Here is a 23,523-nt window from a genome sequence, read left to right on the forward strand (position 1 = left end):
GATTTACATAAATCAGTTTTAATAATATGTAATTTGATGATTTTATTTGACTAGAATTCGTTTCGGGGGTAAGATAATATCATTAATAAACATAAAAAAAATATAAAACTATGTAATTTGGTGATCATATGACAGAAAATAAAAGAAAACATGTAAGAAGCCTTTTTGCAGAATATGGACCAATTATTAAAACTAAGTTTCTGAATGAACACAGGCTTTGTAGCCGAGAAATCGCCGAACTTGTTTCACTTGGGGATCTGACAAGGATTAAACCAGGATATTATATGCTGTCAGATATTGAGAACGAGATTTCTGATATTGAAAAAGTATCAACTATTATTCCGTTTGGAATATTATGTTGGTATACCGCAGCAGAATATCATGATTTAACAACAGTGAACCCTTCTGCAATTTATATTGCTGTGCCATCAATTCGTACGAGAGTCTCAATACCTGAGTCTCCCCCGGTTGTGCTCATTGCATCTTCTCAGAAAACTTTTGAGTTGGGGTTGCAAACAATTGGAAATGAAAATATGAGCATTCGAATTTATGATCGTGAACGCACAGTATGTGACTTTTTTAGAAAAAGAAATCTATTAGGTATAGATCTAGCAATAGAAGTTCTAAGAAATTATATGTCTGGTAAGCGTGATCTACAACGTTTGTTCAAATACGCTGAAAAGCTGAGAATTAAGAACGTCATCAGACCTTACGTGGAGGCGCTTTTATGAATAATGCAGATAGTGTCAAAGCAAAGATAAAACAAATATCTGTACGCGATAATAAACCATTTGACTATCTTATGGTGCATTACCTATGAAGCGATCCTTCAAAATAATGAATGGAGTTATTATTGGGATTCAACTTTAACGAAATGGCAGGAATAATCATTTGTAATTATAAAAAATGGAGCGCATATTGAGGATGCGTTCCATTTTATATTTGCATCTAAACTGTTCCTTTGTCTTCTTCAATTTCAATAAAGCCATTCAAAATATCAAGCACCTCAGCCAGAATATCGTCCGGGATTCGCTCAAAAAAAGTAGCTTTTCTGGCATTCAAATCCAACGACTTCACCTGTTCACACATTATGACGCCTGTTGTTTTTGTCCTTGAATCCAGTGTTACGTGAAGGGGGTAATTCCTCTGCGTATTGGTAATGGGACAAACCATGGTGAGTTTAGTAAATTGGTTGAAGGTTTTGTTGCTAACGACAAGTGCGGGACGTTTTCCTATTTGCTCGTGTCCGGCCTGGGGGTCAAACTCGAGAAAGACTAGATCGCCGTGATCAGGAATGTAAGTCATCACCACACCTCTTTGCCTTTCGGTTTTCCGGTGTCCCATTCCTCAGAGGGTGCTTCTGCTTCCCCATAGGCGGCAATTCGTTCTTTTAGGGTCATATGCTTATAGAGTGGAATAATGATCAAGTTGCCGTCTTCCACTTTCAATTCGACAGGATCGTTTTCTTTTAAATTAGCTTTTTCAAGGATGGACTTAGGAATTCTGATGGCTTGGCTGTTGCCCCACTTTTGGAGGGTCGTATACATGGTCATCACCTCTAAGAATAGTATATACCGCGTATCTACACTTTGCAAGATGCACCTCTTAACGCGCGAGGTAGACGTGCGCCTAAATGAGAACTGTGATCGAAAACTCTGGTACAAAATTAAGTTTGGTGTCAGACACTCATTCAAGTTTGGTGTCAGACACTCATTTAAGTTTGGTGTCAGACACTCATTCAAGTTTGGTGTCAGACACTCATTTGATGTGAGTGTCTGACACTAACTTAAAGTCAGTGACTGTCACCGTACTTAAAATCATGCAGTTTTTGCATGACATGAAATTATTGCATACTTTTTGTCGAAAAATGACGAATAATCAAGTAAGTAAGTCCGCCTGCTTCAATCAGAAAAAGACCCTCGGCGAGGGTCTTTTTACCTTTTCAGGGGTGAAAATTTCAACAACACTTAAATTTTCGCAATATTTTTATTATTTCATGAAAATTCACGCAATCACGCCATCTTGGCATCCTTCCTGCTATATAACTAAGTGCAGAGATGGCGTGACCATCGGCAGACGCACTGGAAAAAACGAACATAGACTTTAAGGGGGAAACAATGAACATGAAAAAAATGCTGGCATTATTAATGATCCTACTCCTCGCAGTCACAGCCCTCGCCGGATGCTCCGGCGGCTCAGAAGAAGAAAGCACAGAACTTTACATTGCAAGCGCCAACCCTATGACGGGTGACTCCGCGCAGTTTGGCGACATGAAAGTCAAAGCCATCGAACTCGCACTCGAGCAAGTTAACGCTGCTGGCGGCATCGACGGCAAGCAGGTCAAGCTCCTGGTCGGCGACGACACAGGCAACCCTAAAGAAGCACCGAACGTCGCGCAGAAATTCGCTGCGGATGACCGCGTGCTTGCGATCATAGGCCACTGGAACAGCTCTTGTACGCTGGCAGCCCGCGGCATCTATGAAGCAGCCGGCATTCCGGTCATCACAGACTCCGTCAACAAAGCGATCACAGACGGCTCCACACCGCATATCTTCAGAATTTCCCTGACGGATACAGATCAGGCTTACAGACTCGCTGAGTACGCCTACAACCAAATGGGCAAGAAAAACGCGGCCATCATGTTCACTGCCAACGACTTTGGCGTCGGTCTGAAGGACGACTTCACGAAGCGCTTCACAGAGCTCGGCGGCACCATCACCGCGACTGAAACTTACTTCGAAGGCCAGTCCAAAGACTTCAGCCCGCAGCTCACCAACATCAAGAACACCAACCCGGACCTCCTGTTCGTCGCTGGCTACTATGTTGAAACTGCTCTTATCGCTCAGCAAGCCAAGGATTCCGGCTTCAGCATCGACATGCTCGGCACAGAAGGCATCAGCTCTGACGAGCTCGTCAAGCTCGGCGGCGACGCGGTTGAAGGCATCAAGTTCACTGGCTTCTTCCACCCGGACATCGAGTTCGCAGGCACTAAAGAATTCACAGAGGCTTTCGTCGCGAAATACAGCAAAGAGCCGGATACTTACGCTGCTCTCGCTTATGACTCCGCCCTCGTTCTCCTCGAAGCTATGAAAACCAAAGGCGCGGACCGCGAGTCCATCACAGCGTTCCTCAACGAGACGCAGGAATTCCCTGGCGTTGCCGGCCCAATCACGTTTGTTGACAACGCGGTTTCCCGCAACATCATTATCCTCACCGTTAAAGACGGCAAGATCGTTCCTGCCGATGTTCAGCCGTAGGACTTCCGGGACCATCGGCAAAAAGATTTTTACAATTGTTTTGAGAGCAATCAACTAACTTTCAAATGAACGCTTCACTCCGCCACGCCCCCTGTCACAAGGGGGCGTGCATTTCAAAAGGTGGTGTCTACGCATGTTTATGGAGCATCTCAGCAACGGGATTGCGCTCGGTTCGATTTACGCCCTGACAGCGATTGGCTATACCATGGTCTACGGCATAATCCGCCTGATCAACTTCGCGCACGGCGATTTGTACATGGTGGGCGCGTTTCTGACGCTGACGGCCATTACGATTCTCAACCTGCCCATCGCTGCAGCGATGCTGTTCGGCATGGCCGGCGCGGCGCTGTTCGGAATCGCGATTGCCAAGTTTGCCTACAGCCCGGTTTTTAAAGCGCCGCGGATCAGCCTCTTCCTCTCGGCGATTGGTGTCGCCATCTTCCTGGAGAACTTCGCCATGCTGGTCTGGGGACCGGAGACGCAGTCCTTCCCGGAGGTCATGACCAACAAAATTTACAATTTCGCCGGCTTCAGAATGTCGACCATTCAGATCATTATCATTGTCGTCACTATCGTTCTCGTTTCGGTCTTATCCTATATTGTCAAATACACCAAAATGGGCAAAGCCATGCGCTGCGTGTCCCAGGACATGGACACGGCAAGACTGATGGGCATCAATACGAACCGCGTGGTCTACTTTACCTTCGCCTTGGGCTCCGCCCTTGGGGCAACCGCGGGTGCTCTGGTCGGCATGTATTATAAAGCAGTTTTCCCGATGATGGGTTTCGTGCCAGGTCTCAAAGCCTTCATCTCCGCGGTTATAGGTGGTATTGGCAGCATTCCGGGCGCCATGATTGGCGGCATGCTCATGGGCGTGTCAGAGAGTCTCGGGGCAGCCTATGTCTCTTCCGGCTACCGCGATGCCATTGCGTTTGTGATCCTGATCATAGTCCTGCTGTTCAAGCCTACGGGCATCCTCGGCAAGACTATGAAAGAGAAAGTGTAGGGGGGCGCGGCTAAATGACAAATTTGATGACTGTGCTCCGTAATTTGATTTTTTACTCTGTGATACTTTTTGTGGCCATTCAAGTCCTGGCCCGATTCTTCGACTTTGCCAGCAAGAAGCTGATTAAGGTTGGCGGTGGAAAAAAGAAGCTCCTTATCGCAGGTGTGGGCGTGTTCGCTCTTGTGCTGCCATTACTGCTGGCCGGTGAGCCTTACATTTTAAGAACCAGCGTCATGGTACTGCTCTATATTGTTTTGGCGCTGAGCCTCAACATTGTTTTGGGCCAGGCGGGGCAGCTGTCCCTGGGCCACTCGGCGTTTTACGCCCTGGGCGCGTACACCATGGCTATTTTGACAGTATCGTTTGGCGTGAACTTTTGGATCGCTTTAGTGGCGGGCGGCGTCGTGGCCGGTATTTTCGGATTCGTGCTGGGCATTCCGACTCTGCGCCTCAAGGGCGACTATCTGGCTATAGTCACCGTAGGCTTTGGTGAAATTCTCAGACTGATCCTGATCAACTGGGGCACCTTTACCCGTGGCCCTGCAGGTATTCCGGGCATCCCGTCCCCATCCTTCTTTGGCATGGCGGTCAAGGGCAACACCGGCTACTACTACATTATCCTCGTCATGGTGATTGTGACCATCATTATCAGCAAGCGTCTGGAAGATTCCAGGCTGGGCCGAGGCCTCGCGGCGGTCAAGGATGACGAGATCGCGGCGGAGTCCATGGGCGTCAATCCGGCCAACATGAAGATCCTGGCCTTTGTCCTTGGCGCTGTCATTGCAGGCTTCGCGGGCGGCTTCTTCGCCTCCTTCGTCCACTACGTCAACCCGGACAACTTCACGTATATGGAGTCCGTCACCATTCTGACCATGGTGGTTCTGGGCGGTCTTGGCAGCATTCCGGGCGTCATTGTTGGCGCCGTGATCCTGGCCATCCTGCCGGAAGCCCTCCGTGACATCTCCACTTACAGATACGCCATTTACGGCATCCTGCTGGCTATGATGATGATCATTCGCCCGCAGGGCATGATCAGTCTCGACAGTCTTAAAAGGAGGAGTGCGGCCGATGAAAATCCTAGAAGCATCTGGAATTTCAAAAGTTTTCGGCGGTCTAACGGCCGTTAGCAAGGTCGATTTCCATATCGATGAGCACGAAATTGTCAGCTTGATCGGCCCCAACGGCGCCGGCAAGACGACTTTCTTCAACCTGCTGACAGGTATTTACGAGCCAACGGAGGGTCGCGTCGACTTTCTGGGGGCGGAGCTAAAAAAATCCAAGCCCTTTGAAATCACCAAGCTGGGCATGGCCAGAACCTTTCAAAATATCCGCTTATTCTCCAGCATGACGGTCCTCGAGAACGTTATGGTTGGCCAGCACTGCCGGACGTCTTCCAGTATCTTTGACGCGCTCTTGCACCTGAAGCGCCACAAGCTGGAGGAAGTCAGGATCCGTTCCGTCTGTGAAGAGATCTTGGAATTCCTGGATCTGACACAGTACAAAGACGAAATCGCCGTCAGTCTGCCATATGGCATTCAGCGCCACGTGGAAATTGCACGGGCTATGGCGTCGTCTCCGCGCTTGATCCTCCTGGACGAGCCTGCGGCTGGACTGAACACCAATGAAAAAGTGGAAATGACGACATTGATCCGCAAGATCAGGGACAGGGGATTCACCGTGTTGTTGATCGAGCACGATATGAAACTGGTCATGGGCATCTCCGACCGTGTCGCCGTTCTCGACTATGGCAATAAGATCGCCGAGGGCAAGCCTGAGGAGATTATGAAGAACGATCGCGTCATAGCGGCGTATCTTGGAAAGGGGGCGGAGCAGAATGCTTAAGGTTCAAGGCATTGACGTCTATTACGGCGGCATTCACGCGCTCCGTGACCTGACTTTTGAAATTCCTGCAGGGAAGATTGTCACATTGATAGGCTCCAACGGCGCCGGCAAGTCCACGACGTTGAAAGCCATTTCGAATCTGGTGAAGTGCAAAGGTCAGATCCTCTTTGAGGAGGAGAACCTGCTGGCGCTGCCATCGGAAAAAATCGTTGGAAAGGGCGTCATTCACGTGCCGGAGGGCCGGCGGATCTTTACGGCCCTGACGGTGGAAGAGAACCTGGATATGGGGTCTTATCTGCGCAAGGATAAGGATGGCGTGGCTAAAGACAAGGAATTCGTGTTCAAGCTCTTTCCGCGGCTGAAGGAACGGGCAAAGCAGTTGGGCGGGACGCTTTCCGGTGGCGAGCAGCAGATGCTGGCTATTGGCCGCGCCCTGATGTCGAAGCCTCGCCTGCTGATGCTGGACGAGCCTTCCATGGGCTTAGCGCCAATTGTCGTCCAAGAAATCTTCAGCGCCATAGCGGACCTGAATAAGACGACGGGCCTAACCGTACTGCTCGTTGAACAAAACGCAAACATTGCCCTGCAGCTGGCGGACTACGCCTATGTCCTCGAGACAGGCAGCATCACCATAGAGGGTGAAGCGAAGGCCCTGCTGACGGATGACCGGGTTAGGAAGGCATACTTAGGCGAAGCTTAGGACGTGCACAAATAGAGAAAACACCATGTGTCAGAGAGCTTGCTCTCAGACACATGGTGTTTTCTTTATTTGTATAGGGCGTGGCCCTATACCGAAGCGCAGCCTTTAATCACGCGAAGCGTGGTTGAAGGCGGAGCGAGGTGCATGTCTGTATGGTGAGGTGTGCGTTGCGTGGGGCTTGGCCCTATACCGAAGCGCAGCGAGGTGCACGTCTGTATGGTGAGGTGTGTGTTGCGCTGGGGGCGCAGCCTGGTACCGAAGCGCAGCGGAGCGGAGCGAGGTGCACGTCTGTATGGTGAGGTGTAGCTTTCGTGAAAAGGCGCAGCCCACTGGGCGGAGCGAGGGCACACGTCTGTATAGTGAGGTGTAGTTATATTACCGTCCGCGTCCCCAGCTTCAACTTGGTGCCTGTCACTGAGTTGAAGTTGGTGTCTGACACCGAGTTTGTTTTGGTGCCAGAGCTTGTTAGGTGCAAGTCTTACAGGTCTTGCGGCGACTGCGACTCATGATGACTGCCGCGCTGTCGGTGTAATTTGCCCAACGCATAAAAAAAAGGAAATTGGAGCAGCCGCACCAATTTCCTTCATCTAATTCAGTTAAGAGGAAAACGGCGCGCTTTGCCGTTTTCCTTTCCTTTTTCCATTCCTTTTTCCAAACCAAACCCCTACGCCCAATCCCAACTCTTAATCATCAAATCGCAATGCTTTTCCAGCGTCTCATCATCCACATGCCCGTGATCCTCAACGCCAACGGTCACATATCCCGCCGCCCGGGCTGTTTCCAGCGCGAACAGCGCGTCCTCGAAGACGACACATTCCTGCACGCCAAGCCCTAACCGTCGGGCCGCTTCGTGATAGATGTCAGGCTTATTCTTGCCCGCCCCGACATCCGAAATTGTCAGGATCACCTCAAAATAGTCGTGGAGTCCAAAGCGCTCAAACAGCACATCCACATAGACCCGGTCCGTTGTGGTCACCAGCGCGAGACGGCGCCCATGAGCCCTCAGATGCTGCAAATACTCCAGCGCAAAGGGTTTAAATGCGACCTGCTCCCCATAAGCAGCCTTCAGCCGCTGGTCATAATACTCGAACATCTCCCGCTCGTCCAAGTGCTCATGATACAGCTCGGCGACAATTTCGACGACCTTCCCAAGAGAATTTCCCTGCATGGACTTGTGAACCTCCCGCGGCAGCTCAATTCCGTGAGTCCGCAGATAATCCGGCATCAGGTGCCGCCACATTGTCATCGAGTCAAACAGTGTGCCGTCCATGTCGAACAGAAAGCCTTTGAATTTCTGCGGCAGTGAGGCGAGAGTCAGGTGACCATCGGCAAAATTATTTTTTTGAGGCGCTATACTCAATTGTTCCATCTCAAAACGCTCCTTAACCTTCAATTCCAAAAGCCGGCTTCTGCCGATGGTCAGCCATCCGCCCCATCAGCCCAGCCAGTATCACATTTCAACGTTACTTTATTCTAGCACAAATTACCCACGATAAAGCACAGAAAAGGATTTGAAATCTTTTCAAAAATAATATAAAATCTCCTGGTAAGATTTCAAAAAGCACCCAAATAGAGGCTTGGGAAAAACCACATAAGAAAAGGAGAACTTAAAAATGGCAAGTAAAGGTATCATTTGTACAACTAATAATGTTGAGTATCTGGCATTCAGAAAGGCGCAAATTGGCGGCGCGCGCTCACTGGAGGAGCTGAAAGCTGTCACCGGCGCCTGCGGCGAATGCGATGGCTGCAGCGAAAACCTGGACAACATTATGTCCATGCTCTGCGGCTGCAAAAACGTCACGTTCCAGGACGTCTTGACCGCGATCTCAAATGGCGCTACCACCGCGGATCAGGTGGCTGAAGTGACCGGCGCAGGGTCGGACTGCGGCAAGTGTAAAGCCCTGGTCGCAAATGTTATCGAGCTTGGAAGATAGTCGCAGTTAAGAACGAATAGCAGCAACATCCATAGCAGAACCTAATGTATCGTTCTGTAAATATCTAAACTAACATTTGTTTAACCTGCTGGCAAAAACCAGGCTTAAAATCCAGTTTATTCAGCATACTTAGTTATGGAATATAATACCGGGAGGAGAGCCTCATGTACGTCTTTTCGATAGTCATGATCGTCGCGTCCAACATCCTGTACCATATCGCTCAAAAGTCCACACCAGATAAGATCAATCCTTTTGTGAGCCTGACTGTGACCTATCTGGTTGCGGCGGCTTTGTCCGTTGTCGCGCTTCTCTTCTATAAGACGGACAAAGGTATCATTGAGTCCTTGCAGTCTCTCAATTGGACGGCCTTTCTGCTGGGCATCTCAATTTTAGGGCTGGAGTTCGGTTTCCTGGCTGCCTATAGGGCTGGCTGGAACATCAGCGTGGGCAGTCTTGTGGCGAATATCGCCCTGGCTATCGCGCTGATTCCGGTGGGGATCATGATCTACAAGGAAGCCTTTGAGGTCAACAAGATCTTTGGGGCGGTGCTGTGCATTGCGGGACTGATATTGATTAACAGATAGTTTTAAAAATGCCCCAGCCTGTGTTTTTTCTCAACCAGGCTAGGGCACTTTTATTTTTTAGGCAATTAATTCAAGGGTGACATTATTCAAAATACGGCATGAATTGGTTTTAGGATAGGATCAGGCGGGTAATAGGGAAAGGCTGGGTGTATGGGTGACCATCGGCAGAAAAAATTTTTGGAGGCTGGAAAATGAACGCATTTTGGAGCGTGTTTGGACTTTTTAACGTCGCGGTTGTGATTGGATTTTTGGTGCTGACGGTTTACCTTTACTACCTGATGTTCAAGCTGGCGCACAGGGGGATTCGGGCGCTGGACCTGTATATCAGGGAGAAGGAGCGCGGCGGGAATTCAATGTAGACGAAGAACTGCGCTGCTGGCGAAAACAATTTTATGTCAACCTGCGCGCGGCCTTGACCTCACCCCCGCTCTCGACATATAATGGTTGAGGTGAGGGGGGATGCCCGCGTGAAGCGCGTATTGACGCTGCTGTTGGTAATTGTCTGGGTTGCGGTGATTTACTGGTTCTCGAGTCAGGCCATGCAGGAGACAACACAGCAGACCTATGAGGTGCTGGTCCGGCTCGGGCTGGCGACGAAAGCGGAATTGATACGGTCGACGGATCCGTCGGTTGTTTTGTTGAAATATTTGGCGCGAAAAGGCGCGCACCTGCTGTTGTTTACCGTGCTGGGCGGGTTTGTGACGGTGGCGTTTTTTACTTTAACGCGCCGCAAAGGGCTGCGGCTGGTGCTGCCGGCCTGGCTGATTGCGAGTTTGCTTGGGGTCGCGGACGAGGTGCACCAGCATTTTGTGCCGGGGCGGACCATGATGTTGTCAGACATGGCGCTGGACGCCGGTGGGGCGCTGCTGGGCGTGCTGGTTGCATGGCTGGCGATCTCGGTGATGCTGGCGGTCGGGCGGTTTGTCAGGAAAGATCGAAAGAAATTGAAAGAGGTCCGTCGGGGGTAATGGCGCTGTGGAGATGGCGGCGTGACCATCGGCGGAATTTTTTTGGGGGAGGAAGCGGGGGCTGATAGACACAAGTCGCAGGCACCCCTTCCACATTTAAGTGCTTTTTGCCGATGGTCACATAAGGGCACATTCACCCAGCGGGGAAAAGGGTGACAAAAATTTTTCTTGTAGATTGCGGAAAATAATTTTTTTTGGCACATTTTGTGTCAAAAATCATATTGTTTAGAATTTGATACAACATCTTGAAATGAGCGCTCTCAGATCTCTGAAAGCGGGTTTACATAAGGCTTTCAGCCGAAAAATTCAACTTGACAAGGTTGTTTTATCTTACTATTCTGAAAGTAGATTACTGTGTGTTTCTTTAAAAGTTTGAAGAGGAGGATCGTTGATACGAAAAAGGCAAACCAGCTGAAAGGCTGGGACGCAAAACCATGGAGCCTAAGACCTTATTATTCGGGTTATGGCAGTCCAGTTGCCGTGTCAAGTAATCATAGATAAATAACCTACTTGACAGGGGGAAATACCATGAAACGTTATTTTAAATCATGGGCACAATCCCTTATTTTTGTGCTCATAATCACGCTTGCAGTACCGTTTGGGATGATGGCAGCTTATGGAAGTGACGGACATACCAACGAAACCGGACAAGGCCATATAAATCACAATGGCTATGGCTATGGCCATGATGAAGATAAAGACAAAGACAAAGAAAAAGAAAAAGACAAAGACAAAGACAAAGAAAAAGACAAAGACAAAGAAAAAGACAAAGTCAAAGAAAAAGAAAAAGAAAAAGATGATGATGGAAATTCCGGCGGAGAAACCGGCGGACAAACTGGCGGAGAAACCGGCGGACAAACTGGCGGAGAAACCGGCGGACAAACTGGCGGAGAAACCGGCGGACAAACTGGCGGAGAAACCGGCGGACAAACTGGCGGAGAAACCGGCGGACAAACTGGTGGAGAAACCGGTGGTCAAACCGGCGGTGAAACCGGTGGTCAAACCGGCGGAGAAACCGGCGGACAAACTGGTGGAGAAACCGGTGGTCAAACCGGCGGACAAACCGGTGGACAAACTGGCGGTGAAACCGGTGGTCAAACCGGCGGAGAAACCGGTGGACAAACCGGCGGAGAAACCGGCGGAGAAACCGGTGGACAAACCGGCGGACAAACTGACGAAGAAACCGGCGGACAGACTGGCGGGGGAAACGGTGGTCAAACTGGTGGTCAGACTGACATAAAAACAGAATCACCTGAGACTACTTCGAAGTCTACTCAATCCAACACCTCAGGCAATCTTGAAACCGTCATTGGCGCACCAGTTCCGCTTGCTAATGCAACACTGAATGAAACAACTCAGGAAACTCCGGATGTCATGGAAGAAGTTCAAGAAAATATGACACCACTTGCAGCGCAAATCCCTGAAAAGCTTCCTCAAACCGGTGAAGTGCCGCCGACAGCAATTTACTCAATAGGCACACTTCTTATGGGATTGGGAATTGGATTAAGAAAAAAGTTCTAATAGTATTGAAACGATCCGACGAACATGAACTTTAAAGATCGACACAGTAAGGCGTCTCTGTTGATGGAGGCGCTTTTTTTTATGTGTTGAATGGTGAAGTCAAAGACCGTTAAAGAAATAATTATGATCCCAAGTTTTCAGAATTCATGCTATATTATACAGAATACATAATACAAGGCGTGCGTATTCAACAAATTTTAATTCTGAAAGCTGGAGGTTGTTATAGATGGGACTGCATGTCATAGATGAAGCAAAACGCTGCTTAAAGTGCAAGACGCCGAGGTGTGTCAAGGGGTGTCCGGTGGGAACGGCAATTCCGGAGATGATTGGGATGCTGCTGGAGGGTCGGATTGGCGATGCCGGCAAGATGCTGTTTGACAACAATCCATTGTCGTTGGTGTGTTCGCTGGTCTGCCCCCATGAAGCTCAGTGCGAAGGGCACTGTGTGCTTGCGGCCAAGGGGACCCCGGTTCACATCAGCAGTATAGAGAATTACATCTCCAATTATAGTTTGGATATGCTGCCTTTGGCTGCGGGGGTGGGGGACTGTGGGACCATCGGCATAGTGGGCTCTGGGCCGGCGGGGATCACGCTGGCGTTCATTATGGCGCTGAAAGGGTATAAGGTCACCATTTTTGACATGAACGACAAGATTGGGGGCATTCTGCACTATGGGATTCCTGAGTTCCGGCTGCCCATGGAGATCATTGCGCGGCTGGAGCGGAAGCTGATCGAGCTGGGGGTAGTGATTCGGCCGAATGTGCTGATTGGGCCGGTGCTGACGGTGGATGATCTGTTTCGGGACGGGTACGACGCACTATTTATAGGAACGGGGGTCTGGAATCCGCGGAAGCTGGGCATCAAGGGCGAGACCCTGGGGCATGTTCATTTTGGGATCGATTATCTGAGGAATCCAGGCGCCTACAGGCTTGGGGACCGGGTCGTCGTGATTGGCGCCGGCAATGTTGCTATGGATGTGGCGCGCACTATCTTGAGGCACGGTGTGCGGGATGTGACGATTATGGCGCGGTCGGGGCGGGAACGACTATCGGCCAGGAAATATGAAATTGATTACGCTGAGATCGACGGGGTCAAATTCGAGTATTACAAGTCGCCGGTTGAGATTAACGCGGGTGGCGTGGTTTATAACGAGACAGCCCTGACGCCTGAGGGGATCACTCTGGTTGAGGGAAGCCGCGGGCTGCTTGAGGCAAGTGCTGTGATCATTGCGGTGAGCCAGGGACCAAAGTCGAACATTGTCAATTACACGGAGGGGATTCAGATTGATCACCGTGGGCTGATAGTGACGGATGAGGAGGGACGGACGACTCGGCCGGGGGTTTTCGCGTCCGGGGATGTGGTGACCGGGGCGCGCACGGTGGTTGAGGCGGTGAAATATACAAAGCAAGTGGCGGAGATGATGGATGCCTATGTTCAGGGGGCGAGACGTGGCACAGAAACTGAGGCTGAGGTATAGGCGCGCTGAAAGGTGAGTGCTGTGGGTGGTTGCGGGCTGCCGCGGTGGTTGAGAACCGTTATCGCAAGCTCTGGCACCAAAACGGAGTTGGGGACGCGGACAAAAACGAAACTGGTGACGCAGACGGAAATGAAATTTCCATTAAAATACCATTAAACGTCACAATTCAGGTTTATAACTCATAAAAACGGGCATACTGGAAATGTGTGGCTGCGACAGGTCAACCCACTCTAGTTTTATTCATGTCATAGTCATAAACAGGAGGTCGTTGGATGTTTGACTTTTTTGTCGTGGTAGTCGCCTGGGGGGTAATTGGAAGCACTTTTGGTGCCGCGTGCAAATCAGTGGCACTTCGCAGTGGTCGTGGCTATGAGGCCGACCGTTGGTTCTGGATTGGCTTCTTTTTTGGCCTCAACGCGCTTTTGATATTGTGGATCTTGGGCTGGAATCAGCCCATATCAAGCGGCGGCAGTGACCAACCCTCGGCAAAGCAACTCAGCACCTCCAGCTTCCCGTATGATCAGTTCCGTCTTTAGGAGGTAGTCAGATGAAGAAAAATTTGAAAAAAGCCATCCGGTTTCTGATGGTGTTTTCTGCCGTCGAGGCAGGCGCGTATCTGTTCTTGTCACGCAGAACTATGGACAGCTTCAATTTTGAATTCTTTTTCTTCGTTTGGGCGTTTCTGGCCTTGATAACGCCGCTGGTGCTGTTCTTTGGGGTTGAGAGCCGCGGCAACTTTCTTGCCATGGGGCGGGTGTATGATCACAACAACGTCAACACTATGGATCAGATGGCGCCTAAGTCGGCTCTTTCGCAGGCGGCACCGCTCTTAGCGCTTCTGGGTGCTTACGCTGCGCCGTTTGTGGTGAATCTGATGCTTTACATTATCATCATGTCGTGAATTTTAAGGAGGTGAGGTTGGTGGTTGAATGACCATCGGCAGCATCTCTTTTTTCTTTTTTTGTGCCCATGGGCATCCGCAGAAAGCCCATAGCCATTGGTGTCCAGCCCCCTCAAATGTTATACTGTAAAAAAGGTTTACTGGAGGTCAACATGGAGCTGCGCGTGCTGGGGCCGGGCGAAACTGGCGACTATATAAAGTTTGTGAAGCAGCTGAATAAAATGGATCCCCTGAGAAGGGACATCATGAGCACGACCCTGGAGACGATTCTGTCTGGCAAGGGCGTCATGGCAAAGTCGGCGTTTCTTGAACCGGTGCTGGTCGTGGATGGGGGGAGACCTGTGGCAGCTTGCGTTTTTGCCCAGGTGGACCGCATGGCCGAAGTCCTTCAGCTGGCGTGCTTTGAAGCTCTGGAGGGTCAGGAAGAGGCTGTCGCTCTGCTGGTGGCCCGCGGGCGGACACTTGCCCGGGAACGAGGCGCGGAAAAGCTCCTGGTTGGTCTCAATTTCCACGTGAACTACGGTCTTGGGATTCTGGCGGATCACTTTGATGAGGTGCCGACTTTTGGCAGCGCCTATCACCCGGCTTACATAAAAAATTATTTTGAGGGGATCGCCACTGAGACGGTCTCTATGCTGACTTATGAGGTGAATCTTGAATCCTTTGAGGTGCCGGTGTCAGACCGCCTGATGCGCAGGATTTCCAAGGGCTATAGGGTCGAGCCTGCGGATTTTAAGCATTTGGAACGAACCGCGCAGATTTATACGGAAATCAATAATGCGGCTTTTGGGGCGCATCGGTTTTATTACCAGCGGCGCATTGATGAGGATTTGGAGCTGTTCAGGGAGTTTAAGGCTTTCCTGAAGCCTGAGAATCTTTTGTTTTTGTATTTTGGGGAAGACCCGGTGGGGTTTATGCTCTGGTATCCTGACTTTAATCAGCTGATGAGGCCGGGGGAGACTATTGGCCTAAAAACCTGGCTGAGGTGGAAGCTTTGGCCGGGGCGGATCGACACTATGAAGATCGTGGAGCTGGGCGTGATCCCGGAGCACCAGAGCCGGGGCGGCGTGGTCCGGCTCTTCGAGGCATGTCGGGAGCGGGTTCGCGGTAGGTTCAAGCGGTGCGAGGCGGGCTGGATCCTGAGCGAAAACACGGCCTCCCGGGGCTTTGGTGAGCGCTGGGCGGACCGGGAGGGGCACCATTACAAGGTGTTTCTGATAGAGGTGGAGGCGGACGGTGAGTGTGGTGGGCTATGACAGGGCCGGTAAAATCAAAGACCCTCAGAGTGGAAGCTGCAGCCAACCTCCCACAAATTGAGTTCCAATGCTTCGAACGAGCTTCGGCGTTGCCGGCTGCGTGGGACGCCTGCCTGGCTGAGTGGCGGCTTGGGACGCCCGGTGGCGGAGCGATTTATTTGGAAAAGGCATTTCTTGAGTTCCTGGAGTCGGTCAATCCCTGCGGCCAGCGCTACTGGCTTTCGGAGGACGCTGGGGTTTTGTTTGTGACGTATGAATTGAAGCTTAATCTATTGAACTTTGCCAGGTTTGGGCGATTGGCTGTTCCTGCTGCTGTGATTGGGGTTCCGCTGTCCGTGGCGGCGCCGGGCTTCGCGACCCGGGAGCCTGAGGGACGGCTAATTATGGCACGTTGGATCCGGCGCCATTTGAAGGGTTTGACGGTGATCTTGAATGTGCCTGAAGGCGAAGGGTTTGAGCTGCCAGAGGGGCTGACCCTCTCCAGTTATGTGCTGCCGCTGAAATTTAAGGATTTTGATGCTTATGTCGCGGCTCTTCGAAGCCCTTACCGGCGCCAGGTCAAACGGGCCCTTGAGGCCTTTGATGGGGTGGAGACTATTGGTTTGGGTTTGGTGACAGACACCGGACTTGGGTTGGTGTCTGACCCCAACTTCAACTCAGTGCCTGTCACCAACTTCAACTCGGTGACTGACCCCAACTTGAATCCGGTGCCAGAGCTGAATGTTGTTAATCAGCTTGAATCCAAGTCCTGCCAAGCCTTTGAGCCGGATCTCTATCCGCTCTATGTGGACGTCTTCAACCATTCCAAAGACCAGCTTGAAAAGCTGGAACCCGCCTATTTCGAACAGTTCCCGGGCCGCACGTTTAAATTTGCCCACAACAGCCGTCCCCTGGCTTTCGTCCAAACCTTGGATGAGCTTACACCTGCGGGGATCCTCCGGCATTTTGTCCTGGGGGGCTTTGACCGGTCTCAGCTCCAGAAATTTGATCTTTACCGCAATCTCCTTCTCCAACTCATCCGAGAAGCTATTGACGATGGCTGCACAGCCATCAACCTCGGCCAGACCGCTGCGGAGAGCAAGTCGAAAACCGGGGCGTTGGAGCAGCTGAAGTACCTCTACGTCGCCCACTCCAATCCAATCATGCATAAGCTGCTGGGAACCTTAGTCAAACATTTTTCGTATCAGCGATACAGGACGAAGCATCATGTTTTTAAGTGAGGACACGGTCTTTATACCAGGTTTGGGGGTGTCACATGCGAATCCTACTCATAAAGTGCCATGGCAGGTCGCTGATGACGCGCCTCAGGCCCATCGTCACAGAGCCCCTGGAGCTGGAGATGATCGCGGCGGTGCTGGGCGGCTTCTCCGAAAGCGGACTGACCTGCAGAATTTACGATCCCTGGCTCGAGGGCGGCAGTACGAAGCGAATAATGGATCAGGAAAAGCCTGACATACTGATGCTCAGCGGGTATGTGACCGCGGTTGAGGAGATCATAAGTCTGGCAGACCATGCGAAAGCACTCAGCAAAGACGTGGCCGTCTGGGTCGGCGGTGTTCACGCTGAAGGGTGTCCGGAGGACTTTTTCGTACCCTCCGTTGACGCCGTGTTTTACGCGAATGCCCTTTGGGGACTGTCTGCTCTTCTAAAGGCACATTTTGAGCAGGGGATGGATTTCCCTTATCTATACGAAACCACGCCGGGACTGGCCTTTAAGAACCTCCGGGGAGAGTGGGGGAGGACGGAACCATCGGCAGAAGGAAAGGCTTTTGAGTTACCGAAGCCGGACCGCAGGTATTTCGAGGCGCACAAACACAAAATCCGGTACGTGGCGCAGCGGGAAGTCGCGCTGCTGAAGACGGCGCTGTCCTGCCCGCACCAGTGCGAGTTTTGCTATTGCCGGCTGCTGAACGGTGGCGAGTACCGGGAGCGGCCCATGGAAGACGTCCTACAAGAGCTGCGCGGCATCAACGCCGACACCATCTGGATCGTGGACGACTGCTTTCTGACGACAGCCGAGCGGGCGGAGGCGTGGATTGAGGCGCTGGAAGGCTTGGCGGATGAGGGCATTAGGAAGAGGTTTATAGCCTATGCCAGGGCGGATTCCGTGGTGCGGCTGCAGAACTACGTGTCCAGGCTGAGGGCACTGGGATTCGAGGAGTGGATCGTGGGCCTGGAGGCAGTTGAAGATGCCCAGCTGCGGCAGCTCGGGAAGGGCCTTGAGGCGGAAGACAACGCCGGGGCAGTGTCGATTATTCGAGAGGCCGGGGCCAGGCTGACGGCGCTCTTTTTGGTCTCTCCGGACGACAGCGCCGCGGATTTCAGGCGACTCGAAGCGTGGATCAAATCCCACGGGGTGCGGCGCTACACCGTATCAATACTGACGCCGCTGAAGGGGACGACGGTTTATAATCAGTATGCGGAGCGAATGAAGGATCCACGGCTGGCGCGGCCGGCTCGGTTTGATTTTCTTCATTTAGTCATGCGGCCGACCCGGATGCCCGCCTGGCTGTTTTATCTGAGGTTTTGGTGGTTGTCTTTGGGTGCACGGTTGAAGTGAGGAAATCGGCAATGTCTGAAATATGAAACTTGGTGTCTGACACCGAGTTTCACACCGAGTTTCTCGTTTGGAGGTGGCGTTCATGAGTGTGGTTTGGGACTTTTGGTCTAATTTTTATGAGCGCCTGTGGGTTCAAAAGGTGTCCCTGGGTCCGACCCGGCGGGCGGTGGCGGCGAAACTGGCGGGTCGTCTGAGGGCGGATTCCAGGGTGCTGGATGTGGGCTGCGGCATTGGCGAGCTGCTTGGAGAACTGGCACTGGAGGCTGGAGTGGCCCAAAAGACTAGTGCTGCTGCCGATGGTCGTGAGGCCACCATCGGCCAATTCACTGGCATTGATGCCTCACCGGGCATGATCGCGAAGGCGCGGCGCCGGCACCCTGAGCTGACTTTCGAAGTTCGGGACGCGTCGGCGCTGCGGGGACTGGTTTTGAACGCTCACGAACGCGAAAAGTTCGATGTGGTCCTGTGCACCCATTCGCTGCCGTACTATGCGGATCCGGCGAAGGTGCTGGCGGACATGGCGGCGATCATGGCGCCCGATGGCGTGCTGGTACTGGCGCAGGCATCGGCGAATTCGACGTACGACGCGGCGGTGCTGTCCCTGGTGAAGCTGACGACCGGGACGGCGAGCTATTATAGTGTGGATGCCCTGAAGCAGATGGCGGCGGGTTTTTTTGTCGTGGAGTCGGTGGAAAAGGTGAAAACGGCGTGGTTCATGCCGTCGATTATATTGATGGTGCTGCGTTTGAAAGCTGGGGAGGCGCCGAATTTGGGAAATATTCCGGGAAATGCTCTGGCACCAAATCAAATTGAGTGTCTGACACCAAACTCAAACGAGTGTCTGACACCGAAATCAAACCAGGGACAGACACCTAATATAACAACTAATTTATACCGGGAATACGGACGCGATTTTAAAAGCACAAACCCCCTCAAAATCCTGCTTCTGCGGGTGATGCCGGATCCTGAAACCATAGGCCTCCAGCATGTTATGGTTTGTGAGCCACTGGAACTGGAATACCTGGCTGCCAACCTTGGCGCGGACGGGCATGACACGCTGGTTGTCGACATGATCCTGGAGCACCGGCCGCTGGAAGCCTTCCTGAAAGAGTTCCAGCCGGAGGTCGTTCTCATGAGCGGCTACATTACCCATGTGGGCACCTTAAAGGACACCGCGCGAGCCATTAAAGCCTGGAATCCGGAAACGCTCATCGGTGTTGGAGGTGTCCATGCGGAGGTGGTGCCGGAGGACTTTCTGACAGAGCAAAGCGAGACACCAGTCTTCGACCGCGTCTTCACGAAAAAGAAGAAACTGGGTGTCAGACACCCAGTTTCATCCTTAGATGCCGTCCAGGAAGCCCGGGTCTGGCTGGGCGCGGCCCAGGAAACCGCAGCAAGCCAAGGGCTCCTGCCTCCGGACCGCAGCAGCACCGCCCGCTACCGGGACAAATACTACTACATGTTCCACAACCCCTGCGCCCTCATCAAAACCTCCTACGGCTGCCCCTACGACTGCAGCTTCTGCTTCTGCCGGGAGATCACCGGCGGCGTTTACAGCGAGCGGCCCATCCGCGACGTCATTGAGGAACTGAAAACCATCCCTGAGGAAGAGGTCTACATTGTGGATGACGACTTCCTGGTATCGGCAGAAAGGGTTAAAAACTTCTGCGACGAGCTGGACGCCGCCAACCTAAACAAGAAATTCCTGATCTACGGCCGGGCAGACTTTGTCGCCCGCAACGAGCACATTATAGAGCGCTTCAAAAAATCCGGTCTGAGGGCCGTGATCATAGGCCTCGAATCCGTGCGGGCCCAGGACCTGACCACCTACAGCAAGCGCACCAGCCTTGAGGAAAATGAAAAAGCCGCTGCCATTCTGAGGCGCCATGGAGTCGAGCTCTACGGCACGCTGATTCTAGGCATGGACTTCGACAAAGAGGACTTCAACACCCTGAACCGCTGGCTGAAAGCCAACCGCGTCCACTTTGTCAACCTCCAGCCTCTGACGCCTCTGCCGGGTACCGCGATCTTCGACGACTACAAAGACCAGCTCCTAGTCCCACGGGAGGACTATCCAAAATGGGATTTGGCCCACCTGGTTCTAAAACCCCAAAAACTCAGCGTCCGCGGCTTCTATTGGGAGATGCTGAAGCTCTATCATAAGCGCGTGGCCAGCCCTGCCCATGTGGTCGAGCTGATCCGCCGCTATGGTCTGATGCCGGTGATAAGGCTTTCCACAGGCTCGGCGCGGGTGAGCCTTCAATATCTGAAGAAAATTCGCCAGGGCTAACCGCTTCCGAGGCGTATAACCAAAGATAAGAACCGAAAGGAGCACACCACCATGGAGAAGAGGATGGCGGACGGGGAACCATCGGCAGATGCACTTAACGTACTGGAATCACCGAAAAAGAAGAAGGTCCTGCTGATCCAGTCGTCGCCCTACGCGGGCAGCGGGCAAAATAAAAAGCCCATCAAGAAGGGCCGGCTCTACTTCGTGGGCCTGGGCCTGCCGCTGCTGGCGGCGCTGACGCCGCCCGACTGGGAGGTGGAGATCATCCTGGAGACGATCGAGGAGATCCCCTGGGACACCGACGCGGCGCTGATTGGGATTGGCAGCATGGGCCACGCGGTGGTGCGGACGCTGGATATTGCGCGAGAATTCCGGGCCCGGGGCAAGACCGTGGTCCTGGGCGGCTACATGGTGAGTCTGATGCCCGAGGAGGCCGGGAAGCACGCGGACGCGGTGGTGGTGGGCGACGCTGAGGACTTGTGGCCTCAGGTCATCCGGGATTTTGAGGCGGGGGCCCTGAAGCCGCTTTACAGGGCGACGGATACAGCGACTGGTTCAAAGACGGCTTTAACCCGTGGTCCCGTTTCCGCCCCCCACGCCAATGCTGAGAAGGCGGGGGAACCGACACCGACACCTCCTGACAACCTCTACCACACGCCGCTCCCGAGGTTCGACCTGATTGTGAACAAGCGCATTGGCGACTTCCTGCCGGTCCAGGCGGGCCGGGGCTGCCCCAACACCTGCAGCTTCTGCTCGGTGTACTGCCTCTACCGGGGGCGCTACCTGAAGCGGCCTCTGGAGGAAGTACTGCGGGACGTACGCCAGGTGCGGGATCTTGGCTTTAAGAAGTTCCTGCTTCTGGACGACAACATAGGCGCGGACCGCAGGTATCTGCTGGCACTGTGCGAGGGGCTAAGGCCTCTTGGGATGCAGTGGCTGTCCCAGTGTGACATTTCCGTGGGGCGGGATCCGGAGCTGCTGGAGGCTATGGCCGGGGCGGGGTGCATTGCCCTGAGCTTTGGGCTGGAAAGCCTCTCGGAGCAGAGCCTTCAGGGGATGGACAAGGCCTGGGCGGTACCGGCGGATTATCCGGCGCTGTTGGCGGCGGTGCGCCGGGCGGGGATCGACCTGTCCACGGAGATGGTGGTGGGCGGCGAAGGGGACACGCTTGAGTCCATTCGGGCGACGGCGCGGTTCATTGAGGAGAACCGGATTGTGGTGCCGCGGTTCTACATTTTGACGCCGATTCCCGGGACGGATTATTTTGAGACGATGCAGCGCGAGGGCCGGATTGTGAACTCGGATATTTACGCTTATAACGGCAGCGAGGCCGTGCATCAGCCCCGGCATATGAGCCCGGAGGCGCTGACGGCGGCGTACTGGTCGCTGTATGAAGAGGTGTTTTCGTTTCGCAGCATTGTGCGCCGCTCGCTGCTTCGGCGGGAGGTCCTGGGTTCGCCGGGGGCGCTGGGACGGGCGCTGTTTTATCTGGGTGTGAATCTTTATTACCGACGGCAGATCCGGCAGCGGATTACGCCCAATATTATTTGAGTTTCAGCCGATGGTCCCTCAACCCACCATCGGCATAAGCACTGGGTTTAGTATTTGAGTTACATTTAGGACGATGAGGGAGGGTCTGTGATGCGCGTTTTACTTGTGAGGCCGGCCCGGACACCGCAGTCCGTGACCCTTGGGGAGATCATGTTTTCTGAGCCCCTGGGCCTGGAGATGGTCGCGGCGGCGCTGAAAGCAACCTATGAGGTCGAGATTTTGGATTTGATGGCGGTGGAGGCGGCCGGGAAGAAGGGCGCGGCCGACCGGGCGCTGGCGCAGAAGCTGGAAGGGTTTAAGCCTCAGGTCGTGGGGCTGACCTCGTTATGTGTGGATGTGCCGGCCGTCCGGCGTCTGGCAGCGATGGTCAAGGCCTGGGCGCCCGAGGCCGTGGTCGTCGTGGGCGGGACTCAGGCGTTTCTGAATCCGGAGGCGTTTTCAATCCCTGAGGTGGACGCGGTTTTACAGATTTCAACCCAGGAGCGGCTGAAAGGGCTGTTTAGAGAGATTGAGAAGTTCTTAGGTGAAGGAAATGGAGATGGAGATGGAGATGGAAGGTGTAAATTTACACTAAGCTCTGGCACTGAATTTAAGTTGGTGACAGGCACTAACTCCAACTTGGTGACAGGCACCAGACTTGAAACGGTGTCAGACACTGACTCCAAGTTGGGGACTGTCACCGACCTCCAAATTTCCCCCAACCCCCACACCAACGACTACTGGCTGCCGGACCGGACCGCCACCCAAGCCTGGCGCCACCAATACGCCTATTTTGGCTTCCGCCCCTGCGCCATCATGCAGACCTCCCAAGGCTGCTCCGCCCACTGCGATTTCTGCCTCAGATGGCGCATGGAAGGTCCCTGCGAGCGGGACTTTCCCATGGATTTCGTCATGGCGGACCTGAAGGCCATTGAAGAGCCCTCGGTCATGATCTTTGACAACGACTTCCTGAATAATGGCGAGCGGCTGCAAGAATTCTGCAAAGCCCTCGACAAAGAGACAATAACCAAGAACTTCATCTGCTACGCCAGCGTCCACAGCATACTTAAAAATCCAGAAGCCATTCTCAATTTCCGGGATCACGGCCTGAAAGCCGTTCTCGTCGGCTACGAGTCCTTCAGCGACGCGGAGCTTGCGGCCTATAAAAAGCCCTCCCGCGCCCAGGACGCCGTCAAAGCCGCCAATTGGCTCAAAGAAGCCGGCATTGACGTCTGGGCCTCCTTCATGCTCCATCCGGACTGGACCCCCGCGGACTTCAAAGTCCTGCGCAGACACATCAAAAGGCTGGCTCCCGAGATCGCGACGTTCTCTCCGCTCACGCCATTCCCGGGGCTTCCCCTTTACAAGCACTATCAAAAAGAGGGCCGGCTCCTGTTTGAAAAAGACGATTACAGCGCCTGGAGCTTCGGTCAGGTCGTCGTCCGCCCGGTGAACATGTCCCTGCGCACCTACTACTTCGAAGTCCTGAAAACCGTCCTCTACCTCAACTTCATCTCCAACCACATGAGCTACATCACGAAGAAATTTGGCGCCGCCACCCTCCTGAGGATGTCAAAAGGCGCCGTCCGGGTCTTCTTCCGGTATGTGGGCCTGATGCTTGGGGCCGGGAAAGCGCCGTCGCGTGAATCAAAATTAAAGTGATGCAAAATGACCATCGGCAACTGCCTTTGAGGGTT

At 53.0% G+C, this 23,523-nt stretch carries 23 protein-coding genes and 1 riboswitch; of the genes, 20 read left to right on the forward strand and 3 right to left on the reverse strand.

The features are described 5' to 3' along the window. Positions 1–128 precede the first annotated feature (128 nt). Positions 129–731: a type IV toxin-antitoxin system AbiEi family antitoxin domain-containing protein gene (locus OEL90_RS11755; RefSeq protein WP_291403287.1), complete on the forward strand. Its 603-nt coding sequence runs from the start codon at positions 129–131 to the stop codon at positions 729–731. A 217-nt stretch (positions 732–948) separates the two neighbouring features. Here OEL90_RS11755 and OEL90_RS11760 read toward each other — a convergent pair whose 3' ends face one another. Both OEL90_RS11760 and OEL90_RS11765 read right to left on the reverse strand, forming a co-directional pair. Then, on the reverse strand, positions 949–1,305 hold the full coding sequence (locus tag OEL90_RS11760; protein ID WP_291403286.1) for a type II toxin-antitoxin system PemK/MazF family toxin: 357 nt from the start codon (positions 1,303–1,305) through the stop codon (positions 949–951). Further along, positions 1,305–1,595, reverse strand: a complete 291-nt coding sequence (locus tag OEL90_RS11765; protein WP_300688758.1) for an AbrB/MazE/SpoVT family DNA-binding domain-containing protein — start codon at positions 1,593–1,595, stop codon at positions 1,305–1,307. Before OEL90_RS11765 ends, OEL90_RS11760 begins: the two co-directional genes overlap by 1 nt. A gap of 522 nt (positions 1,596–2,117) precedes the next feature. On the opposite strand from OEL90_RS11765, the gene OEL90_RS11770 reads away from it, so the two are divergent. From OEL90_RS11770 to OEL90_RS11790, 5 genes are all read left to right on the forward strand, one after another. Continuing rightward, on the forward strand, positions 2,118–3,257 hold the full coding sequence (locus OEL90_RS11770) for an ABC transporter substrate-binding protein (protein ID WP_291403284.1): 1,140 nt from the start codon (positions 2,118–2,120) through the stop codon (positions 3,255–3,257). A 133-nt stretch (positions 3,258–3,390) separates the two neighbouring features. Beyond that, positions 3,391–4,263, forward strand: a complete 873-nt coding sequence (locus OEL90_RS11775) for a branched-chain amino acid ABC transporter permease (protein ID WP_291403283.1) — start codon at positions 3,391–3,393, stop codon at positions 4,261–4,263. 14 nt (positions 4,264–4,277) lie between these two features. Then, complete coding sequence (locus OEL90_RS11780; RefSeq protein WP_300688762.1) at positions 4,278–5,390, forward strand: branched-chain amino acid ABC transporter permease; 1,113 nt, start codon at positions 4,278–4,280, stop codon at positions 5,388–5,390. Continuing rightward, positions 5,332–6,105 (forward strand): ABC transporter ATP-binding protein, encoded by a 774-nt coding sequence (locus OEL90_RS11785; protein ID WP_291403281.1) that lies wholly within the window; start codon positions 5,332–5,334, stop codon positions 6,103–6,105. The genes OEL90_RS11780 and OEL90_RS11785 overlap by 59 nt, the downstream gene beginning before the upstream one ends. Beyond that, entirely contained in the window at positions 6,098–6,805 is a 708-nt protein-coding gene (locus OEL90_RS11790; RefSeq protein WP_291403280.1) for an ABC transporter ATP-binding protein, read from the forward strand. The genes OEL90_RS11785 and OEL90_RS11790 overlap by 8 nt, the downstream gene beginning before the upstream one ends. Positions 6,806–7,469: 664 nt before the next feature. Here OEL90_RS11790 and OEL90_RS11795 read toward each other — a convergent pair. Continuing rightward, complete coding sequence (locus OEL90_RS11795) at positions 7,470–8,174, reverse strand: HAD family hydrolase (protein WP_300688766.1); 705 nt, start codon at positions 8,172–8,174, stop codon at positions 7,470–7,472. Positions 8,175–8,418: 244 nt separating this feature from the next. Here OEL90_RS11795 and OEL90_RS11800 point away from each other — a divergent pair, with 244 nt between their 5' ends. From OEL90_RS11800 to OEL90_RS11865, 14 genes are all read left to right on the forward strand, one after another. After that, the gene (locus tag OEL90_RS11800) at positions 8,419–8,739 is read left to right on the forward strand and encodes a (2Fe-2S)-binding protein (RefSeq protein ID WP_291403278.1); all 321 of its coding nucleotides are present in this window, start codon (positions 8,419–8,421) and stop codon (positions 8,737–8,739) included. Positions 8,740–8,903: 164 nt separating this feature from the next. Continuing rightward, positions 8,904–9,323: an EamA family transporter gene (locus OEL90_RS11805; RefSeq protein ID WP_300688770.1), complete on the forward strand. Its 420-nt coding sequence runs from the start codon at positions 8,904–8,906 to the stop codon at positions 9,321–9,323. Between the two features lie 191 nt (positions 9,324–9,514). Beyond that, positions 9,515–9,682 (forward strand): hypothetical protein, encoded by a 168-nt coding sequence (locus OEL90_RS11810; RefSeq protein WP_291403276.1) that lies wholly within the window; start codon positions 9,515–9,517, stop codon positions 9,680–9,682. 108 nt (positions 9,683–9,790) lie between these two features. Next, on the forward strand, positions 9,791–10,291 hold the full coding sequence (locus OEL90_RS11815) for a VanZ family protein (protein WP_300688773.1): 501 nt from the start codon (positions 9,791–9,793) through the stop codon (positions 10,289–10,291). A gap of 391 nt (positions 10,292–10,682) precedes the next feature. After that, positions 10,683–10,774, forward strand: a riboswitch (cyclic di-GMP riboswitch). Positions 10,775–10,819: 45 nt separating this feature from the next. After that, entirely contained in the window at positions 10,820–11,812 is a 993-nt protein-coding gene (locus OEL90_RS11820; RefSeq protein ID WP_300688777.1) for an LPXTG cell wall anchor domain-containing protein, read from the forward strand. Between the two features lie 226 nt (positions 11,813–12,038). Continuing rightward, entirely contained in the window at positions 12,039–13,289 is a 1,251-nt protein-coding gene (locus OEL90_RS11825) for an NAD(P)-dependent oxidoreductase (RefSeq protein WP_300688779.1), read from the forward strand. 272 nt (positions 13,290–13,561) lie between these two features. Then, a complete protein-coding gene (locus OEL90_RS11830) occupies positions 13,562–13,825 on the forward strand; it encodes a hypothetical protein (RefSeq protein ID WP_300688782.1) in 264 nt (87 codons plus the stop codon). Between the two features lie 11 nt (positions 13,826–13,836). Beyond that, positions 13,837–14,190: a hypothetical protein gene (locus tag OEL90_RS11835; RefSeq protein ID WP_300688785.1), complete on the forward strand. Its 354-nt coding sequence runs from the start codon at positions 13,837–13,839 to the stop codon at positions 14,188–14,190. Positions 14,191–14,342: 152 nt separating this feature from the next. Then, the gene (locus tag OEL90_RS11840) at positions 14,343–15,446 is read left to right on the forward strand and encodes a GNAT family N-acetyltransferase (protein WP_300688787.1); all 1,104 of its coding nucleotides are present in this window, start codon (positions 14,343–14,345) and stop codon (positions 15,444–15,446) included. Beyond that, positions 15,443–16,666: a hypothetical protein gene (locus OEL90_RS11845; protein WP_300688789.1), complete on the forward strand. Its 1,224-nt coding sequence runs from the start codon at positions 15,443–15,445 to the stop codon at positions 16,664–16,666. Before OEL90_RS11840 ends, OEL90_RS11845 begins: the two co-directional genes overlap by 4 nt. A 35-nt stretch (positions 16,667–16,701) precedes the next feature. Beyond that, positions 16,702–18,006: a B12-binding domain-containing radical SAM protein gene (locus OEL90_RS11850; RefSeq protein ID WP_300688791.1), complete on the forward strand. Its 1,305-nt coding sequence runs from the start codon at positions 16,702–16,704 to the stop codon at positions 18,004–18,006. A gap of 82 nt (positions 18,007–18,088) precedes the next feature. Then, positions 18,089–20,296: a methyltransferase domain-containing protein gene (locus OEL90_RS11855; protein WP_300688794.1), complete on the forward strand. Its 2,208-nt coding sequence runs from the start codon at positions 18,089–18,091 to the stop codon at positions 20,294–20,296. A gap of 255 nt (positions 20,297–20,551) precedes the next feature. Continuing rightward, positions 20,552–21,847 (forward strand): radical SAM protein, encoded by a 1,296-nt coding sequence (locus OEL90_RS11860; RefSeq protein ID WP_331488131.1) that lies wholly within the window; start codon positions 20,552–20,554, stop codon positions 21,845–21,847. 90 nt (positions 21,848–21,937) lie between these two features. Then, positions 21,938–23,488, forward strand: coding sequence for a B12-binding domain-containing radical SAM protein (locus OEL90_RS11865; RefSeq protein ID WP_300688797.1), 1,551 nt, complete (start codon positions 21,938–21,940; stop codon positions 23,486–23,488). Positions 23,489–23,523: the final 35 nt, after the last annotated feature.

The organism is Acidaminobacter sp., from assembly GCF_030247605.1.
GTDB lineage: Bacteria > Bacillota > Clostridia > Peptostreptococcales > Acidaminobacteraceae > Acidaminobacter.

What these genes read in the sequence shown, in the direction of transcription:
- OEL90_RS11790 (WP_291403280.1), top strand. Translation starts at nt 6,098, where the DNA reads ATGCTTAAGGTTCAAGGCATTGACGTCTATTACGGCGGCATTCACGCG.
- OEL90_RS11825 (WP_300688779.1), top strand. Translation starts at nt 12,039, where the DNA reads ATGGGACTGCATGTCATAGATGAAGCAAAACGCTGCTTAAAGTGCAAG.
- OEL90_RS11835 (WP_300688785.1), top strand. Translation starts at nt 13,837, where the DNA reads ATGAAGAAAAATTTGAAAAAAGCCATCCGGTTTCTGATGGTGTTTTCT.
- OEL90_RS11795 (WP_300688766.1), bottom strand. Translation starts at nt 8,174, where the DNA reads ATGGAACAATTGAGTATAGCGCCTCAAAAAAATAATTTTGCCGATGGT.
- OEL90_RS11775 (WP_291403283.1), top strand. Translation starts at nt 3,391, where the DNA reads ATGTTTATGGAGCATCTCAGCAACGGGATTGCGCTCGGTTCGATTTAC.
- OEL90_RS11780 (WP_300688762.1), top strand. Translation starts at nt 4,278, where the DNA reads ATGACAAATTTGATGACTGTGCTCCGTAATTTGATTTTTTACTCTGTG.
- OEL90_RS11820 (WP_300688777.1), top strand. Translation starts at nt 10,820, where the DNA reads ATGAAACGTTATTTTAAATCATGGGCACAATCCCTTATTTTTGTGCTC.
- OEL90_RS11770 (WP_291403284.1), top strand. Translation starts at nt 2,118, where the DNA reads ATGAACATGAAAAAAATGCTGGCATTATTAATGATCCTACTCCTCGCA.
- OEL90_RS11830 (WP_300688782.1), top strand. Translation starts at nt 13,562, where the DNA reads ATGTTTGACTTTTTTGTCGTGGTAGTCGCCTGGGGGGTAATTGGAAGC.
- OEL90_RS11865 (WP_300688797.1), top strand. Translation starts at nt 21,938, where the DNA reads ATGCGCGTTTTACTTGTGAGGCCGGCCCGGACACCGCAGTCCGTGACC.
- OEL90_RS11805 (WP_300688770.1), top strand. Translation starts at nt 8,904, where the DNA reads ATGTACGTCTTTTCGATAGTCATGATCGTCGCGTCCAACATCCTGTAC.
- OEL90_RS11810 (WP_291403276.1), top strand. Translation starts at nt 9,515, where the DNA reads ATGAACGCATTTTGGAGCGTGTTTGGACTTTTTAACGTCGCGGTTGTG.
- OEL90_RS11840 (WP_300688787.1), top strand. Translation starts at nt 14,343, where the DNA reads ATGGAGCTGCGCGTGCTGGGGCCGGGCGAAACTGGCGACTATATAAAG.
- OEL90_RS11760 (WP_291403286.1), bottom strand. Translation starts at nt 1,305, where the DNA reads ATGACTTACATTCCTGATCACGGCGATCTAGTCTTTCTCGAGTTTGAC.
- OEL90_RS11800 (WP_291403278.1), top strand. Translation starts at nt 8,419, where the DNA reads ATGGCAAGTAAAGGTATCATTTGTACAACTAATAATGTTGAGTATCTG.
- OEL90_RS11785 (WP_291403281.1), top strand. Translation starts at nt 5,332, where the DNA reads ATGAAAATCCTAGAAGCATCTGGAATTTCAAAAGTTTTCGGCGGTCTA.
- OEL90_RS11845 (WP_300688789.1), top strand. Translation starts at nt 15,443, where the DNA reads ATGACAGGGCCGGTAAAATCAAAGACCCTCAGAGTGGAAGCTGCAGCC.
- OEL90_RS11855 (WP_300688794.1), top strand. Translation starts at nt 18,089, where the DNA reads ATGAGTGTGGTTTGGGACTTTTGGTCTAATTTTTATGAGCGCCTGTGG.
- OEL90_RS11755 (WP_291403287.1), top strand. Translation starts at nt 129, where the DNA reads ATGACAGAAAATAAAAGAAAACATGTAAGAAGCCTTTTTGCAGAATAT.
- OEL90_RS11850 (WP_300688791.1), top strand. Translation starts at nt 16,702, where the DNA reads ATGCGAATCCTACTCATAAAGTGCCATGGCAGGTCGCTGATGACGCGC.